This is a genomic window from Fructobacillus sp. ESL1117 (assembly GCF_058508565.1).
The window spans coordinates 1,084,347-1,101,821 of the sequence record NZ_CP196385.1 but is presented as its reverse complement, the minus strand read 5'-3'; the positions used below and the strand labels follow the sequence as shown (position 1 = coordinate 1,101,821).

The window sequence follows — 17,475 nt, the reverse complement described above, 5'->3', positions numbered from 1 at the left end:
GTGAGGATGTTATGTCGAAAAAAAAACGGAAAAATGAATTTATCGAGCAACGAGATTTGCTGTTACAGAAATCTTCTGTTGGCTGGGTTTCTTTCCGCCGCTTTTTGTTTGCACCGAATCTGTTAACTTTTGTGATTTCGGTTGTTGTTGGAAATGCTTTTGGTGGAGCAATCAAAGATTTAGTGAGTTTATTAGCTAGTTTTATTTCCTTTGTCTGGCGTTGGCTCTTTACCAAAAACCATCCATTATATTTTGCAGCAACGCAACAGGCTTGGTCTGAGTTTATCACCTCATTTTTAACAATGATTTCGATTGCGTTGGCGGTATATTATACAATTCAATTGATTAATAATAAGTTAATTAATTCGGAAAGTGAAAAATGGGGTTATGATGAACCTCATGAAGATATGATGGCTTTGCAGAAACTGCAACGAGAAAACAACGATTTGATTAAAAAGAATAATGAACTGCAGCAAAAAGTTTTGCAGACACTAGCAGAAAAGAAGTAAAAGAGTTACTCTAAGGAGAGAGGAAAAAATATGAAGCAAACAACAGTTATTGTCACGATTGTCGCCTTGGTTTTGATGTTTATTTCGATTGCCAGTTGGATTTTCAAGCAGGAAGGTTTTTCTCTTGTTTGCGCCAACTTGGGAACAGTCATTTTGCTGATTGCCTATTTGTGGGACAATCGTCGTAATGATATAAATGATTAAGAAAAAGTAAAGAACAGTAATATTATTTAAAGCTAAGATTCTTTCTTAGCTTTTTCTTTACTTTTTCGGTGGTGTTTCACGTGAAACACTTGAACGGTTGTTTCACGTGAAACACAGGAAGGACGGAAAATGCTATTTAAAGATGCTCAGGTAACAATCGATCCTGTTGTAGTACCTGACTACGTTAGCCACGTTATCAAAAACCAAAAATATGGTCCAGAAGATTATCAGCTTTTTGATATTTACCTACCAGCTGGTGACCAACGGCACCCAATCATTTTGGATCTTCAGGGGGGTGGACTGATTCGAGGGGTGAAGTCATCCTTTAAGTTAGGACCTTCATTGAAATTTGTCAAAGAAGGCTATGCCGTCATTTCAATGAACTATGCACTGATTTCGACAAAATCATTTTCTTTTCCAAAACAAGTAGCAGAAATTCGTGCAGTTTTGGCAAAAGCTAAAAAAGATGCACAGAAATATCAGTTAGAAGCCAATAGTGTTGATTTAATTGGAGAATCTTCCGGAGCACAGCTGGCAATGCTGACTGCCGCATCTGTTACGGCTAAAGTGAAATTAGGACGAGTTTCAGCAGCCGACGACTTAACTGATTTGCCAGAAATTAAACATGTGATTGCCAATTATGGACCTTATGAATTTGACCAATTTGCCCGTCAGTTTCAAGAAGAGGGGATTCAACCTAAGTATGTAGAATCTGGCCAGGCAAATTCGTTTGAAGGACTCGCCTTAGCAGGACTAGCAGTTGGTGAAAATCCAATTGGTGTTAGTCAGGCAAATCCAGCCAATTACTTTACTCAAAAGACACCAGCTGTATTAGCCTATGCGGGTAGTGATGATCAAGTTGTGCCTTATCAACAAAGCCTTGATTTAATTACTCGTTATCAGAAAATGACAGCAAAAAAAGCTACCTGCCATCTTATTACAGGTGGTCGACATGGTATTTTTGATTATGACACACCAGAGATTTATCAAGAAAAACTTGCTTTTTTAAAAAATAATGACTGAGCAACGGTAAAGATACTTTAGAACAAAAAAAGAAGGTAGGATTGGATTCCTACCTTCTTTTTATTGGTTTAAAATTTGCTTCACAACTGTGGCAGCTTCAGTGAAGGCGATTGTTTGAACGTGTGGTCGGGGGATTACTGTTGTGAACCAACTTTGACCTTCTAAAGGAACACCAGTAACAAACAAGTTTGGAATTGATTGGTTTTCCTTGTTATAAACCGTAAAGTTTTTTAAGTCAACTTTGATGGTGTTGGCTAAAGGAGCAGTACCATCCTGGTTAATAATTCGGTTGTCACCAACAATTAAACCATTTTTGCGGAGAGATTTTAGCAACGGACTCTTAGCCGTGCGAAAATCGGGTCGACCAAGACGCGCTTCGATGAGAGCAGTTCCTTGAAAATGTTCAGCAAAACGATCAGTTGCTGTAAAAAATTGTTGGTTATGGGCGACACTGAAATTTGGACCGGCGATAGTAACGAGCTTGGCTTTAATTAAAGCCAAAAGTTGCCGTGTTCGGATTAATGGCGGACCCACTGATAGTTGTGTATCAAAGAGTTTGAAGTCAGTTAAGAGTTTTTGATAATCATCTTCATCAAAAAGACGTTCATTATAAAGTGTTCGGACAGTACCACGAACATCACGCAAAATGTCATAGGCTCCTGTTAAGGGCGATTTATCATTACCGAGAAAGGCAGAATCAATATCTTCTTTCAAATGCTGAACGAAAAATTTCCGAAAAGCAGCAAGAGAGGTAACATCGCGGGAAGGAGTTGCTTCCTTTTCCCAAGAAATGTTCACATCTAATTTAAGATGAAACTTTTGATTAACATGCTGCCAATTTTTTGGATTTTCTAGAAAATCCAAAATTTCTTCTTTTTTTGTATCGGATAGTTTATCAAGCAGATTGACTTGGTTAATGAGATATTTGTAAGTCAACTCTTGGTCTAAGACGTGGCGAAAAGTATTGTAGGGCAGGTGACCACCGTGATCTTTTGCGATTTGCTGCATACGTTCCAGCGTGAAAAAACGAGGTTGATACAACTCATTTGCCCCTTTTTGATTAAGGCCGTGTGATCGAGGAGGAAGCCCCGAACCAGAACCAATAATCAAATGTGGCTCATGACCAGATGGGTGGTAAACAAGTGAACCATCCTTTTTAGTCAAAAAGAAACCACCTTTACCAGCTGTCAAAGACAGGAGGTCATCAAAAAAGGAAAGACCAAGTCCCTGAACCAAAACAGTATCATTTTCATTCAGGCTAGAAAAATCATTTTCCGCTGGGTGAGAGGCGGGATAATAGTGAAAGCCCCTTTCTTTTGCAAATTTTTCCAAGTCTTTCTTCTTCTCACTTAACTCGGCATCAAGGTGACCCAAAGCCAAGACGACTTTATCAGCAAAAAAATGATTATAGTCGGTAGTGGTCATGTTAAAACCGGGATTAGCTTCTAATAAGCTTTTGACGGCGACTTGGTGAAAACGTACTGAAAGGTTACTAGGACAATTTTTGAGAATTTCTTCAAAAAACCAAGCAGCATAGACACCCATTAAACCACGGGAAGCATAGGCAGTCATTGATGTTAGTGACAAAACTTCCTCTCGGTAAGCCATTGGATATTCGTGATGTTGTTTTAAGAAGGGCAGTGCGTAAGATTGCGCCCAAGTAAGCAGGTTTGGTGTTAAATCTTCACCACGACGTTGACCGATATCGTAATCATTAAACAACGTTACCTGATTGGGATTCGTATTCATTAAATAAGTTTGATTATTTTCAAAAAAAGGATTCCAAACGCGGCCACCAACCGGGTAAGGGTCGAAAATATTAATTGTTAAGGCCTGGTTTGAATCAGCTTTTTGAATAAGGCGGTCGAGAATAGCTAGATTTCTCGGACCCGCTCCAATTAAAGCAATTTGCATGGGGACTCCTGTATCAAGTGAAAATAAAAAGCCAACGATAAAGTAAGCGCTAGCTATGAAAATGCATTTTTGAAAAAAGGTTAGAAACATTGCGATTAAATGTGTCTAAAATTTATAATATTTCTTAAACTAATTCTACTCTAAATATGATTGAAAAAAAAGGTAACTAAACAAAGTATATCCCAAATAAAAAAAGAATTTGTTATAATAGACGTATCATCTGTTGGCAAAAGTTTACTTCCATGGAAAAGACAGAAAGTTAGCGGTCGCTGTAAGCTATCCCATCTTAAGCTGAGTTACACAACAGGAATCGATGACGTCGAGTCGCGTTAAGACTAAATGAGTGGCCTTCAAGAGGCAATTTAGGTGGTACCGCGGACAATTCGCCCTAATCAGTTATGATTAGGGCTTTTTTTTGTCCTGATTTCTAACTGAGACGAACGTACCGGTAATCAATGGAGGAAAGTAAAATGAATTTTATTGAAGATTTGAAGTGGCGTGGGGCCTTAAACCAGGTGACTGATGAAGAGGGGTTGTTGCAGGCAATGGCGGCCGGCCAAATCGGCGCTTATGTCGGCACTGATCCAACAGCTGATTCGCTGCACTTGGGACATTTGATTCCATTTATGGTCTTGAAGCGTTTCCAAAAAGCCGGTGGGAAAGCCGTGATTATTGTTGGTGGGGCAACCGGATCAATTGGGGACCCTCGGCCAACAACTGAGCGCCAGCTACTCTCAGAAGAGCAATTAAAGGTTAACGAACAAGGAATTGCCACCCAAGTAACCAAGCTCTTCGGAGCGGACGGAACGACAATCGTCAACAATGCTGATTGGCTGAGCCCAATGACCTTGCCAGAATTTTTACGAGATTATGGAAAATTATTCTCTGTTAATGTCATGCTGAAGAAGGATGTTGTTGCTTCTCGTTTGGAAACCGGAATTTCTTATACTGAATTCACTTACCAAATTTTGCAAGCCGTTGATTTCTTACACCTCTGGCGCGAAGAAAACGTTCGCTTGGAAATTGGTGGCTCTGATCAGTGGGGGAACATTACCGCCGGTGTTGATTTGATTCATACGGTTGAAGGTTCTGAAGCACCGGCTTTTGGATTGACAATTCCATTGATGACGGACTCTACGGGAAAGAAGTTTGGAAAATCAGAAGGAAATGCTATTTGGCTGAACGCTGAAAAGACATCACCATACACGTTCTACCAGTTCTGGTATAACCAACGTGATGAAGACGTTGTTAAGTACCTGAAGTATTTTACTTTCTTGAGCCCTGAAGAAATTGCTGATTTGGAAAAGGAAGTTGCTGAAAACCCTGGTGCCCGTCTGGGTCAAAAGCGCCTAGCGGAAGAAGTGACGGCCTTTGTTCATGGTCAAGCAGCTGTAAAAGAGGCGGAGGCACTTTCCAAGGCATTGTTCTCGGGTGATGTTGCAACCCTTTCTACTCAACAAATTCGCGATGTTTTCGCTGGTGTTCCAGGATTTGAAACAACTAGTGCTCAGCAAAATGTAGTGGACTTCTTGGTTGACGCTGGTATTGAAAAGTCTAAGCGTCAAGCACGAGAAGACGTGACGAACGGTGCAATTACCATTAACGGTCAAAAGGAAACAGACGTGGCGGCAGAAGTTGATCCAAGCACCAATTATGACGGTCAATATATCTTAGTACGCCGTGGTAAGAAAAAGTATTTCTTGGGAACGGTTAAGTAAGAAAAGGGGACATGCGAGTCTCTAAGGCACTTTTTTTCTTTAAAAAAATAAAGAAAAAGAAATCTTTTTCTTTAATTTTAGTTTAATCTCAATTCCCTATACTTACAGTATCGATATAGCGATATATCGGACATCAAAAACTTCATCTCGGCACATCTATAAATACTTCTCTCTAAACCTAATTTATACCTTCTCTCCCGTGCCGAGATGGAGGTTCAGCAGATGGACGACCCCCTGATTTTTATCAGGGGGCCTTTTACTACCTGAAACTTCATCGGTGATGGACGCTGGGCTTTTGAATGCTTGCCGGTCTTTGTTATAATGGCCAAAGAGACTGATTTTTGCGACGGTGTTGAACTTGTCAAAGAAAAAGACCGGTAGCGCAAAATTATCCTCAGATCAGTATCAAGACAAAGGAGACATAGGTAATGTCATTACTAGAACTGCATCACGTGTCAAAGAACTTCGGTTCTTACCAGGCTTTGGATAACGTTTCGTTTTCCGCTGAACCTGGGCGAATTGTTGGGTTGATTGGTCCTAACGGGGCTGGGAAGTCGACAGCAATGCGCGCAATCACTGGATTAATGTCATATAGCGATGGAGAAATCATCTTTGATGATGAAACAATTCGCTTTGCTAAGAATAAGTCGCTGGCAAAAATGGGTAATTTGATTGAATATCCAGCGATTTATCCTAATTTCACTGCACGTGACCATATGACATACTATGCCATGGATGCCAAAGATCATGCAGACATTGATGAATTGATGAAGATTACTGGAATTGACGGCGAAAAGTTTGGTAAGCGTAAGGCAAAAAAATTCTCATTGGGAATGAAGCAACGCCTTGGGATTGCCATCGCTTTAATTCGTAATCCAAAGTTTGTTGTTTTGGATGAACCAATGAACGGTTTGGACCCACAATCTGTTCATGACATTCGTGCCTTGATTCGTTCGCTAGCTGATAAGGGTGTCGCCTTCTTGATTTCTTCACACCTGTTGGACGAATTGCAACGTTTGGCTGATGATGTTGTGATTATTAATAAGGGAAAAATCTTGCGTCGTGAAAAAATGGTCGACTTCTTGGCCGAAGGAAAGACCCAGGTTAAGGTTCAAACGAGTGATAATGACAAGATGTTGGCTGTCGCCAAGGCTGCGGGTTGGGATGCCTCGATGGGTGATGACCGTGTCTTGATTTCTGTTCAGGGCGACGTGACAGCACAAAAGGTGCTGAAATTGGCCACCGATGAAGGGCTTGAAGTGACAGATATTCAAACGGGTCAAGGAAACTTAGAAGATCATTTGTTAACGGTATTGTCAACTGACGCCACTCGGGCCTAGTCAACGAAGGAGAATTCATGTTTACGTTATTAAAGCAAGAAGCAATGAAGGCCTGGAAGCAAAATCGGGTCTATATCTGGGCGATTATCGCCTTTGTTTTACCAATTATTACTTTGACTAGTTTTGTTCCAATGGCTAGTCAAGCATCGGCATACGGTGCCTTGGGTGGTTCAAGTATCATCATTACGATTGGAATGTTGGTCTTAACAGCCCTTTCCTTTACGCAGGAATTTACTTTTGGGACAATTCGTCCCTTACTGTCACGTCAGTATTCACGGCTTCAAATCTTTTTGGCTAAGATCATTACGGTAATTGTTGAATACTTCCTCTTGATTGTTTTCTCACTGGCAGGGACAGCGATTGGTCGTTTAATTTTCAGAGCAATGCACGATGGCGCAACTGAAAAGATTTACACCACATATTATACAAGCCTTGATTGGAAGTCATTCCTATTTGCATTGTTGATGAGCTTCGTTGGTTCATTATTCTTGATGGCCATTGTTCTTTTGGTTTCCAATATTGCTAAGTCGTCTGCTGCAGCAATCTCTCTTGGGATTGTGATGTCAGTTGCGACTAGTATCTTGTCAGCAGTGACTTCTTCATTGATTCAACTTTGGGCTCCATTAAAGTGGAATCCATTGACTGTTCAGAACGTTGTTTCTTACTATAGTGGGACTTCAGACTTTAATAAGAGCATCCAGTCTTATTTCGGTGCTGGTGCTTGGGTACTTTTCGTCGTTTATGGTGCCTACGTCTTGGTTATGTACGCCCTGGCTTACTGGGTTTTCAACCGACGTTCTGTCTAATTTAAAATAAAAAAAGGACTGCTCAAGCAGTCTTTTTTATTACATACATGCGAATAATTCTAAAAACAAGTCTTTTCTTTCTGTTGGGCTTTGATAAAATAGGGGTAGGAGAAATCTTATGTCAAGAAAACCACCAGCATATAATGACAAACAACGGATTTTACGTCTTTATTCCGTCCTGATTTCTAAACAATCGATGGGTGTAGACGAAATCGAAAACCTCTTCTTCGTTGGTCGCAAGACCGTGCAGCGTGATATTGCGGCGATTCGTGAGTTTCTGGCGGATCTGCAGGTCGAAGATGAGGTTAAATCAGAGATTATCTTTGATCGCAAAAGTAAAAAGTATCGATTAACCGAGCGAGAACACCTTTTTGAGGTTTTTGATCGAATCAATACTAATGGATCAGGAATGGAATTGTAACAAGTAGAAAGTGATTCGCCCCCAAGATAAGGGGACTTCAGCGAATACCCTTTAGGACTGATGGCCGATACTGAACCGGTCTTGGTCCTTTTCCTTTGTTTTTAAGATAATAGGGGCTAGTAAATAAAAAAGCCCCGAATCGCAATCGGAGCTTTTTAGGAAACGGATTATTTTTTAATTTTTGATGTGGTCAATATCAGTCAAAATGCTCATCATTGATCACTTGTTAACCCTCTTTTTAGTGAACAAAATATTCAAGCAGGTCCTCTTCACTGAGGTCCTTTTTTTCTTGGTCCTTGATGTCTAAGACAATCTTACCGGCGTTGAGGACAATTAAACGATTCCCATAAGTTAAGGCGTCTGCCAAATTATGGGTGATCATCAATGCCGTGAGATTATTATCAATAACCTGATGATTAGTGGCATCCATTAGTTGTGCCGAAGTCTTAGGATCTAGGGCGGCCGTGTGCTCGTCTAATAGTAGGAGTTCTGGCTTAACCTGAATAGCCATTAGAAAGGATAGTGCTTGTCGTTGGCCCCCAGAAAGGGAACCAGCGGCTGTCTGCAAACGGTCTTCAAGATTGTTGCCCATCTTTTCGGTAATGTTATGGTAAAAGTCCAATTTTTGATTAGATAGATGGCGATTTTTCAGTGTCCGCCGTGAACCACGCTTTTCAGCTAAGAGGAGGTTTTCGGCAACAGTCATGCGGGGGGCAGTCCCCATCTTTGGATCTTGGAAAACTCGGGCTAAAAAAGCGGTTCGTTTAACAGCTGGAAGGTTGGTAATATCTTTGCCCTGGTGATAGACAGTGCCTGAACTTAGGGCGAGATCACCAGAAATAGCGTTGAACAAGGTTGACTTCCCAGCCCCGTTAGTCCCCAGGACAGTGATGAAATCACCGGGGTAAATTTCTAAGTTAAGCTGCTTTAAAATTTCAGTTTGATTGCCGACAGTAACGGTTGCATCTTTTAGGGTAATCACGGGTTTAGTCATGGTGCTGTCCTCCTAACTGGAAAAGCTTGTCTAATTTCAAATAATGGCGAACTTGTGGCAAAACCATCGCGATCGCCAAAATAATGGATGAAATCAGGTTCAAATCATTGGTTGAGAAGCCAAGTTGCAAGACAGCTAACAGAACTAAGCGATAAATAATGGAACCGATGATGACAGCAACCAAGCGCTGATTTAATGACAAATCACCAAAGGCAACTTCGCCAATAATAATAGAAGCCAGGGCAATGACAATGATACCAATTCCCATGTTAATATCCGCAAAGCCGTTGTTTTGAGCAATCACAGCGCCACCAAAGGCAATCATGGCATTTGAGACCATTAGACCCATAATGATCATTTGGTCAGTCTTAATTCCAAAGGCTGCAGCCATTTTGGCGTTATCGCCGGTAGCGATGAACGCTTGTCCGAGCTCCGTTTGCAAGAACCAGATTAAGGCGAGGGTAATCAAAATAATGATGATCAGGCCCACAAAGACGCCGTCAAAGTATTTTGGCAGACCTTCTAAGAATGGTGACGAGAAGATTGTTTTTTGATTTAAAAGAGAAATGTTAGCAGATCCCATAATTCGGAGATTAATTGACAGGCAGGCTGTCATGACCAAAATTCCGGAAAGCAAAATCGGAATCTTGCCCTTTGTATACAAAAGGCCGGTTACTAGGCCGGCTAGGGCGCCAACGAAGATGGCGGCTAAGGTTGCCAGGTAGGGGTTGGCCCCATGGGCGATTAGGGCAACAGCGGTCGCACCACCAAGAGGAAAGGAACCTTCAACCGTCATATCGGCAAAGTTTAAAATCCTAAAAGTTAAAAACAGGGCCAGGCCCAAAACGGCCCACAAGATTCCCTGAGAAATACTTGAAACAACAATTGACATTAGAAGACCTCCCCGGCTTTTTCAGCCTTGGCAACGATATCGGCCGGCAAAGTAATGCCAAGCGTTTTCGCTGTTTGTTGGTTGATGACGTAATTTCCCTTCGTGACGTTGTAAACTGGCATCGTTGCAGTTTTCTTCTTGCCACTAAGGACTTGGGCAGCCATCCGACCAGCCTGATAACCAATTTCATACTGTGAATTAGAAAAAGTAACCAAACCACCGTCTTTAACCATTGAATCAGCAGCCGGAATCACAGCAACATGTGCTTGGTTAGCGACGGCCACTAAAGTCTTCATCGCCGTGGCAACACCGTTATCTTGCGGTGCGTAAACAGCGTCAACCTGGCTGACCATCGTGGTTGCCACCTGTTGCATGTCATTAGTAGAAGCAATCGTATAGTTTTTGACTTGATAGCCGGCCTGTTTTAATGCACTGGTCATTTTTTTTGCATTATAAGTCCCACCGGCATCAGAAGAAGTTGAAATGACTCCGATTGTCTTTGCTTTTGGTAAGACTTCCTTGAAGACAGCAATCTGCTTTTCATAAGGAGAATCGCCACCGACACCAGTAATATTAGCGCCAGGATGAGCATCTGATTTTACTAGTTTTGAACCGCTAGGGTTAGTAATGCCCGCTAAGATAACGGGATTCTTCCCATCGGCAGCCTTTGCTAAGGAAAGAGCTGCTGGCGTAGCGATTCCAACAGTTAAGTTTTCGTTTTTATTGGCAAAATTTTGAGCCATGGTTTTTAAATTAGCTTGATCTGCTTGTGCATTTTGATAGTCAATCTTCACGTTTTTGCCGGCAGTGTAACCACCAGCAGCTAGACCAGCCACAACTCCTTGGTGAATTTGATCCAAGGCAGGATGAGTGACTAACTGCAAAATTCCCACAGTGGGGATGCCTTTTTTCGAACTAGTGTTCGTGTTACCAGTGGTGAAAAAGGCAACGACTAGGAAAAGGGCGATGAATGATGTCACGGTTAGTAGACGCTTATTCATTTTTTACTCCTTCATACTTCTAATATACTGGCCCAGACAAGTTTTAGACAAAAAGAAAAGCCTGCCTGGGTATTATGATTAAACCCAAACAGACTTTTAATGAATTGCAGTATTGCAAAAGAGCCGGTTGGGACAAAACTGTTGTCACAGCTTGTCCAAACGACGAGCTGCTTTCCTACCGGCGCCACCATTGGCGGTTAGATTGTGAAGCAAACTGACGCATACGCGACTCCTTAAAACATTTAAAAGTTAAGTTAAGCATACAAGACGGGACTAGGCCTGTCAAGAAAAATGAAAAAATTATCAGAAGAGGCGACAATCAACCTTAAGAGAAGATTAGTCTTGGAAGAAACGGAAACGTACGTCTTCTGCTAAGTAGTCTTTCTCACTTGCAGGGGCAACGATTGATCCAAATGGCATTTGACCACGCAAGGTCCAGTTTTCAGGCAAGTTAAATTCCTTGGCGACGGCAGCATCAATCAATGGGTTATAGTGTTGCAATGAGGCACCAAGACCTTCTTCTGCTAAGCGCAACCAAACAGCGTAAAGCGAGATACCAACTGCTTCTTCAGCCCAATCAGGGAAGTTGTTAGCGTAAAGTGGGAAGCCTTCTTGCAAGCCCTTGACGATGTTTGTGTCAGTATAGAACAAAACAGTACCAAAACCGGCCTTGAAAGCACCATCAACCTTGGCCTTCGTAGCAGCAAAGGCTTCTTCATCAGCAGAAACCTTCTTGAGTTCAGCTAACGTGATTTCCCACAAACGCTCGTGAGCGGCACCAGTCAAAACAACGGCTTGCGTTGATTGTGAATTAAAAGCTGATGGTGTGTTTGCAATGGCTTCTTTAATAATTGTGTTCAGTTCTTCAGGAGTTTTTGAAACGTCCTTACCAAGGGCATAAATTGAACGACGCTTTTTTTGCAAATCTAAAAATTCTGACATAATCTGTCTCCTTATTTACTGTATTTTTTAAAAGTACAACTCTATGTTATAATAGACATTAGAAAAAGACAAGGACTAATTTTTATGAAACCATCATTACGATTAACAAATGCGCTCCACATCCTTGTTTATGTGGCAACTGCGCGACCAACAGATTCATTGAGCTCTGCTACGATTGCGAGTTCAATTAATACGAACCCGTCACGAGTCCGGGCACTTTTAGCTGAATTACAGAATGCTAATATTCTGTGTCGGCAGGGTCCTTATCCTGGCCGTCCTGTACTTGCAAAAAATAGTAAGGACATTACCTTTGCAGAGGTTTTGCAGGCCGTTGAGGATTGTGCGGCAGTTTTTGCTTTAGATAAACATACCAACCCTGATTGTCCAGTCGGTTCTTCAATTGGTTCGGCCCTGTCAAAGTATTATGGCGAAATTGATCAAGCCGTGATGGCCGTGATGGGAGAAATGACCCTTTTTGATCTTATCGAAGACGTTAAAAAGAATCAAACGCTACCAATTTGAGCATTGAAAGCGTGATAAAATCTTCTTATGTAGAAAGTAGGCGTGGTCATGACGGTTGAAACAAATCGAAAAATTGAAGGATTGGTTGTTTTCTTTGGAGGTGCCCTTGGTGGTCTCCTGCGCTATTTATTAAGCTTTACGCCAGTAATCGGACAATGGCCATTGACGACGATGTTGATTAACTGGTTGGGGGCTTTTTTGTTGGCCTTCTTGGGCGCTTATTTGGTTGGCAAGATGGAACGGCCGGCATACTGGCAGTCGTTTTTAGGGACTGGCATTATGGGTGGGTTCACGACCTTTGGGACCATGATTTTGCAGACTTTCCATCTTGGCTTGCATCAACCAATCTTAGCTGTTTCTTATCTTTTCTTTTCTCTATTTGGTGGTCTGGCACTAGCACTTGCTGGACAATTGATCGCTCAAGAATGTTTGAAACAAAAACAAAAGGGGGCCAGCCATGCTTGAAAACTACTTACTGGTGATGATTGGCGCGGGGCTGGGCGCCCTTTTACGGTATCTGTTACTGATTTGGTGGCCGCAGCGCTTTGATTTTTTGACCGGAGTTTGGGCGGTTAATATCCTTGGATCATTTTTACTTGGTGCTCTTTCAAGTATTGGCCAAGGTGCCCACGCCGTCCTTTTGACGCAAACCGGTTTTTTGGGTGGATTAACAACATTCTCAACAATGATGACCCAGGCCAAACAAAGAGAGGGCCTCTGTCAGCAACTTCTTTATTTATTTGTCCAGGTTCTTGCGGGTGCCATCGCTTTCTTCTTAGGTCAAGTGCTAGTGGGGGCCGTTCGTTAGTTTAGTATGGTAAAATAGCCCTTAAGATTAGGAGCAACTTATGACAAAGAAAACAGCAATAATTGTGGATTCATCGGCGGCGTTGCCGGCCGAAATCCGCCGTTCATATGGAATTGAGGAAGTTTCAATTCCGATTTTGTTTGGCCAAGAAACTTATATGGGTGGTCAGGATTTAACTTCTCTAGCTGATTTGGTCGAATTAATGACTAAAAAAGACGTTTTGCCAACGACATCGCAACCAAGTCCGGCTGAATGGGAGCAGGCCTTGAACCAAGCGGTTCAATCAGGCTATACAGAAGCAATCATCATCACTTTGTCTTCCGGGATTTCAGGCGCTTTTCAAACGGCAAAATTGGTTGCTGCTGGTTTTACTGGCCTTGAAGAAATTCTTGTAGTCGATTCCAAATTGACCAACATGGGTCAGGCCAGTCAAGCGTTATTGGCAGCCAAATTAGCCGAAAAGGGGCGTACTTTGGCTGAAATCGATCAAGCCCTCTCGGACTTCCGTAAGAACCTTGGGGTTCGTTTGGTCGTCAACGATATTTCGCATCTGAAGCGAACAGGGCGCCTATCCCGTGGGCAAGCCCTAATTGGCGGTCTATTAAATATTAAGCCAATTTTGTCCTTTGATATCGTTTTAGACGGGAAGATTGGAGCCGTTGGCAAGGCTCGGAAAATGTCTGGGGCGAAGGAACAAATCCAAGAAGCCTTTGAGGACTACCTAAGAGTTGCTGATTTTCCTGTGCGAGCCTACATCATTGACGGTAATAATGCTAAATTAGGGGATAAATGGCTGAAGGATTTTCAGTCAAAGTATCCGACAGTCGCCTTTGAACGGGCAAGTATGGATCCTGTGATTGGTGTGCATACCGGTGATGGGGCAATGGCCGTCATTTGGTCACAAGACTGGCAGGTCATGGCAAAAGAAGATTGAGATAGTTATTTAGAGTAAATAAAAAGCCAGCCGAATGGCTGACTTTTTAGTAAGCAGAAAAATAGTAGTTAATGCCTAACAATTAGGATGTCTTAGGCAACTTTCTTGATACCCAAGGCAGGGTCAAGTTCGCCACGACGACCAGACAATGAGTAGCGTAAGTACTTTTCATTGACGTCGATGGTCATTTCTTCATCCATTTGGTCGGTTGAATAAGGCTTAGCATAAATTTCGCCAAGGTTTGAGTCAATTTTAGCACCAAATTCCGACAAATCCGCATCCTTATTAACGAATAAGAGGTTGAATGACAAAGCCAAGGTGCAGTTCGCTTCATCTGAGAATGGTCCAACGCCATCATCGAAATCTAGGACCATCTTGACGTCGTCGCCCAAAAACTTCTGCAAACGCTCAGTTGCTGCTGGTGTAAAAGTCAATTTCATAAAATATTCCTCCAATTCATCTTTAAATAACAAGGTTAGTATATAATGTTTAACAATGTTTGTCAATTGGTATAGTTGTCATTTGTTTTATTTTCGCGATGACAGTAGACAAAAATCATGTGACGGACAACTTTTAAGGGGTTTGACAAAAAATGGAAATAAAAAAACACGGAAAAGCATATCAGATTGTCTATGAGGTTTTAAATGCCGTGACTCATGGTCTTGGCTTTATTTTAGCCGTGATTGCCAGTATCTTTTTAGCGTTAAAAATAGTTCGTGATGGTCGGACGAGTGGCATTGAAATCGCCGCGGTCAGCATTTATTTGACCTCGGTATCACTATTTTTACTAGCATCGACACTTTTTCACTCACTCGTTTTTACTAGGGCAGCCAAGATTTTCCAATTTATGGATCATGCCGGTATTTATCTCGTGATATTAGGCTCCTATACGCCCTATACTTGGTTAGTTTTGAAGGGAGGGTGGGGTTTTGGCATTTGGTCAGCCATCCTATTGATGACCATTGCCGGTCTGATTTATGATTTGTTTTTGGTCGGCCGCTTTCCCTGGTTATCTGTACTGATCTACCTAGTGATGGGCTGGCTTATTATTATTGCCATGCCGCTATTATGGACTGCCTTATCACCAGCTGCCTTTTGGTTACTCTTAGCCGGTGGCGTGGTATACTCTCTTGGAACCATTTTTTACCTAGTACCACGAATTCCCATGGGTCATGTTTATTGGCATGTTTTTGTTCTTGTTGGTGCCGGACTCATGTATTGCTCAATATATCTAACGCTTTAGATTTTGAAAGAAGGTCCAAAAGATGGAAAAGCTGGATTATCGTTTTCAAAGTGCCTGGACAGCCACGGCTTTAAGTAACCAAGAATCACCGATTGAGATTAACCAATCAGCCGTTTTTATGGGGGATGATTGGCAAGTTGACTGGACTAATTTTCAAAACACGCCGGTCAAGAAGAGTCAAGAGGTGATTGGCGATCAGTTTTATTGTCAGGGCCAGCTGGTTTTAAATCAGCAGGCTTGGCATGTTGTCCGTTTTCACATTCATGATGGTGCTGAACATCTGATTGATGGCCAGCGCTATGCTGCCGAGATTCACATCGTTTGTCAAAATCAGCTTGGCCAAACGATGGTTGTTGGGGCCTTTGCTGAAGTCGACGAAAATCACCCGGTCATCTTTGCCCCACTATTTTCGGAAGAAAAAAAGATGGTCAATCTGCAGGATTTGCTGCCTGTGGAAAAGAGGGGTTGCTTCACCTATACGGGCTCGTTAACCACACCACCGTTGAAAAAAGACATTAATTGGGTTTTGTTAGACGAACCGGTGGGGATAAGTCCCCAAGATTTGGCGACTTTTGCCGAGGCCTATCCGGATAACTACCGGGAATGTCAGCCCTTATTCGGGCGGACGGTGGTTTATCACCACTTATCACCGATGCATCATTCAAAGTAAGTGCCAAAAGCCCGCAGGGCTTTTTTCAATGCCATTGTTTTCTTTTTGATCTAAGAATAAAATTGAGCAATGGTAAGTTAGCTTCTCTAACAAATGAGAAGCCTCTTTCACGCCATTCGTCATTTAAAAGGGGATTTTTTCATGACCAGTAATTCGAAAATGAATTTTTCGCAGATGAAACGGGCGGCCTTGGTCGTAGCTGCCGCCCTGTTTATGCAAATGCTTGATTCGACCATTGTCACAACAGCACTACCACAGATTGCAACTGATTTGAAAGTAGCCCAGAGTACGGCCTCATTACTCGTATCAGTCTATATGCTGTTTGCTGCCATTTTTATTCCATTGTCTGGTTGGTTAGCTAAAAAGGTTCGCCGTAAGAACTTATTTTTGCTGGCCGTCGGTCTTTTCACGGTTTCATCTGTGTTGGCCGGCCTCTTTAATAACTTAACCTATCTGTTGGTCATGCGCGCTATTCAGGGGATGTCCGGGGCATTGATGGTCCCTGTTGGCCGGCTAATTATTTTGGAAAATACAGAGCCAAAGAAAATGCTCCAAATCCTGTCTTACCTGGTATGGCCGGCACTCTTGGCACCGGCAATTGCTCCCTTACTTGGGGGTTATGTGATTGCGAGCCTATCCTGGCATTGGATTTTCTTTTTAAATTTGCCAATTGGCCTGTTAATTATTTTAACGGGAGTGTTTTTTATTTTGGATGATAACGAACGGGAGGACTTGCCCTTTGATCTATTTGGTTTCGTGCTTGTAGCGGTTGCCGGTGGGGGTCTCTTGATTGCTTCCGAAATGCTGTCACGCGGTCTCTCTCTTTTTTTCTGGGGCTTCTTGGTGCTTTTCGTGTCCCTCGTCTTTTTGGCCTTGGCCTGGCACCATCTTTCAGCGAGCGACCAACCGCTATTCTCCCTGGAGCCTCTAAAAGTAAAAACTTTTCGAGTCTATGAATCGGGCGGATCAATCTTTTGGATGACGATTGGTGCTTTGCCATACCTTTTGACCTTGCTTTTGCAAGTTGCCTTTCATTGGTCACCGATCATGGCTGGAACCTATGTTATCTTTATTTTTGTTGGCAATATTGCCATTAAGCCATTTACCACAGTAATTATTCGGCGGTTAGGCTACAAGTATGCTCTGGTAGTGGCCCTCAGTCTAGCAAGCTTAGCAACCTTGCTGATGGCAGCCTTTCATGCTGATAGCACAAAGGTCTGGATTGCCTTCGTTGCTTTTGTATCTGGTGTTGGCCGTTCATTAGCCTTGACTGCTTACAACTCGTTGTCCTTTTCAGAACTTTCAAAAGAGCAGAAGAATTCAGCCAATACCTTGACGTCTGTCCTACAAATGCTGTCACAGGCACTCGGAGTCGGAATTGCTGCGACAATTTTGGCTTTGCTTGGACAAGTGGTGAAAGTGACAACTGCTTATCAGCTAACTTTCTTGATTGTGGGGTTAGTTTCCTTGTATCCACTTATGGAGGTTTTAACCTTACCTAAGGATGCAGGTGCAAAAACTCTCAGTTAAATTT

Annotated in this window: 20 protein-coding genes; 14 read left to right on the top strand and 6 right to left on the bottom strand. The window is 42.4% G+C overall.

Annotated elements, in window-relative coordinates; translation table 11 throughout:
• The first annotated feature begins 11 nt into the window (after positions 1-11).
• The 3 genes from ACSYSH_RS05095 (at position 12) to ACSYSH_RS05085 (ending at position 1,736) form a co-directional block, all read left to right on the top strand.
• Positions 12-509: an MscL family protein gene (locus ACSYSH_RS05095; RefSeq protein ID WP_252773313.1), complete on the top strand. Its 498-nt coding sequence runs from the start codon at positions 12-14 to the stop codon at positions 507-509.
• A 30-nt stretch (positions 510-539) separates the two neighbouring features.
• Positions 540-713, top strand: a complete 174-nt coding sequence (locus tag ACSYSH_RS05090; protein WP_252773314.1) for a hypothetical protein — start codon at positions 540-542, stop codon at positions 711-713.
• A 129-nt stretch (positions 714-842) separates the two neighbouring features.
• Complete coding sequence (locus ACSYSH_RS05085; protein WP_252773315.1) at positions 843-1,736, top strand: alpha/beta hydrolase; 894 nt, start codon at positions 843-845, stop codon at positions 1,734-1,736.
• 60 nt (positions 1,737-1,796) lie between these two features.
• Here the strand turns inward: ACSYSH_RS05085 and ACSYSH_RS05080 are convergent, their stop codons facing one another.
• Entirely contained in the window at positions 1,797-3,650 is a 1,854-nt protein-coding gene (locus tag ACSYSH_RS05080) for an FAD/NAD(P)-binding protein (RefSeq protein ID WP_491702248.1), read from the bottom strand.
• A gap of 470 nt (positions 3,651-4,120) precedes the next feature.
• Here ACSYSH_RS05080 and tyrS point away from each other — a divergent pair, with 470 nt between their 5' ends.
• From tyrS to ACSYSH_RS05060, 4 genes are all read left to right on the top strand, one after another.
• Complete coding sequence (gene tyrS / locus ACSYSH_RS05075; protein WP_252773317.1) at positions 4,121-5,368, top strand: tyrosine--tRNA ligase; 1,248 nt, start codon at positions 4,121-4,123, stop codon at positions 5,366-5,368.
• Between the two features lie 428 nt (positions 5,369-5,796).
• Positions 5,797-6,708 (top strand): ABC transporter ATP-binding protein, encoded by a 912-nt coding sequence (locus ACSYSH_RS05070; RefSeq protein ID WP_252773318.1) that lies wholly within the window; start codon positions 5,797-5,799, stop codon positions 6,706-6,708.
• A gap of 17 nt (positions 6,709-6,725) precedes the next feature.
• Positions 6,726-7,514 (top strand): DUF2705 family protein, encoded by a 789-nt coding sequence (locus tag ACSYSH_RS05065; protein WP_252773319.1) that lies wholly within the window; start codon positions 6,726-6,728, stop codon positions 7,512-7,514.
• A gap of 118 nt (positions 7,515-7,632) precedes the next feature.
• Complete coding sequence (locus tag ACSYSH_RS05060; protein ID WP_252773320.1) at positions 7,633-7,935, top strand: kinase; 303 nt, start codon at positions 7,633-7,635, stop codon at positions 7,933-7,935.
• A gap of 238 nt (positions 7,936-8,173) precedes the next feature.
• On the opposite strand, the gene ACSYSH_RS05055 is transcribed toward ACSYSH_RS05060, so the two are convergent.
• From ACSYSH_RS05055 to ACSYSH_RS05040, 4 genes are all read right to left on the bottom strand, one after another.
• Positions 8,174-8,929, bottom strand: a complete 756-nt coding sequence (locus ACSYSH_RS05055; protein ID WP_491702249.1) for an ABC transporter ATP-binding protein — start codon at positions 8,927-8,929, stop codon at positions 8,174-8,176.
• A complete protein-coding gene (locus tag ACSYSH_RS05050) occupies positions 8,922-9,821 on the bottom strand; it encodes an ABC transporter permease (protein WP_252773322.1) in 900 nt (299 codons plus the stop codon). Before ACSYSH_RS05050 ends, ACSYSH_RS05055 begins: the two co-directional genes overlap by 8 nt.
• The gene (trpX, locus tag ACSYSH_RS05045) at positions 9,821-10,822 is read right to left on the bottom strand and encodes a tryptophan ABC transporter substrate-binding protein (RefSeq protein WP_252773323.1); all 1,002 of its coding nucleotides are present in this window, start codon (positions 10,820-10,822) and stop codon (positions 9,821-9,823) included. Before trpX ends, ACSYSH_RS05050 begins: the two co-directional genes overlap by 1 nt.
• 336 nt (positions 10,823-11,158) lie before the next feature.
• Positions 11,159-11,764: a nitroreductase family protein gene (locus tag ACSYSH_RS05040; RefSeq protein ID WP_252773324.1), complete on the bottom strand. Its 606-nt coding sequence runs from the start codon at positions 11,762-11,764 to the stop codon at positions 11,159-11,161.
• Positions 11,765-11,848: 84 nt separating this feature from the next.
• Between ACSYSH_RS05040 and ACSYSH_RS05035 the strand changes: the two genes are divergently transcribed.
• Genes ACSYSH_RS05035 through ACSYSH_RS05020 form a run of 4 tightly spaced genes read left to right on the top strand, consistent with a single transcriptional unit; the run spans position 11,849 to position 14,028 of the window.
• On the top strand, positions 11,849-12,286 hold the full coding sequence (locus tag ACSYSH_RS05035) for an Rrf2 family transcriptional regulator (protein ID WP_252773325.1): 438 nt from the start codon (positions 11,849-11,851) through the stop codon (positions 12,284-12,286).
• Positions 12,287-12,334: 48 nt separating this feature from the next.
• Positions 12,335-12,751 carry a fluoride efflux transporter FluC gene (locus ACSYSH_RS05030; protein WP_491702250.1) on the top strand — a complete coding sequence of 139 codons (417 nt, stop codon included), beginning with the start codon at positions 12,335-12,337 and terminating at the stop codon, positions 12,749-12,751.
• Positions 12,744-13,094, top strand: coding sequence for a fluoride efflux transporter FluC (locus tag ACSYSH_RS05025; protein ID WP_252773327.1), 351 nt, complete (start codon positions 12,744-12,746; stop codon positions 13,092-13,094). Before ACSYSH_RS05030 ends, ACSYSH_RS05025 begins: the two co-directional genes overlap by 8 nt.
• Before the next feature lie 40 nt (positions 13,095-13,134).
• Complete coding sequence (locus tag ACSYSH_RS05020; protein WP_491702251.1) at positions 13,135-14,028, top strand: DegV family protein; 894 nt, start codon at positions 13,135-13,137, stop codon at positions 14,026-14,028.
• Between the two features lie 92 nt (positions 14,029-14,120).
• Here ACSYSH_RS05020 and ACSYSH_RS05015 read toward each other — a convergent pair whose 3' ends face one another.
• The gene (locus tag ACSYSH_RS05015) at positions 14,121-14,468 is read right to left on the bottom strand and encodes an iron-sulfur cluster biosynthesis family protein (protein WP_252773329.1); all 348 of its coding nucleotides are present in this window, start codon (positions 14,466-14,468) and stop codon (positions 14,121-14,123) included.
• 152 nt (positions 14,469-14,620) lie between these two features.
• On the opposite strand from ACSYSH_RS05015, the gene trhA reads away from it, so the two are divergent.
• The 3 genes from trhA to ACSYSH_RS05000 all read left to right on the top strand — a co-directional run bounded on the left by trhA (position 14,621) and on the right by ACSYSH_RS05000 (position 17,471).
• Entirely contained in the window at positions 14,621-15,271 is a 651-nt protein-coding gene (trhA, locus tag ACSYSH_RS05010) for a PAQR family membrane homeostasis protein TrhA (protein WP_252773330.1), read from the top strand.
• A 22-nt stretch (positions 15,272-15,293) separates the two neighbouring features.
• Entirely contained in the window at positions 15,294-15,941 is a 648-nt protein-coding gene (locus ACSYSH_RS05005) for a carbonic anhydrase family protein (protein WP_491702252.1), read from the top strand.
• A gap of 141 nt (positions 15,942-16,082) precedes the next feature.
• Positions 16,083-17,471 carry an MFS transporter gene (locus ACSYSH_RS05000; RefSeq protein WP_252773332.1) on the top strand — a complete coding sequence of 463 codons (1,389 nt, stop codon included), beginning with the start codon at positions 16,083-16,085 and terminating at the stop codon, positions 17,469-17,471.
• Positions 17,472-17,475 lie beyond the last annotated feature (4 nt).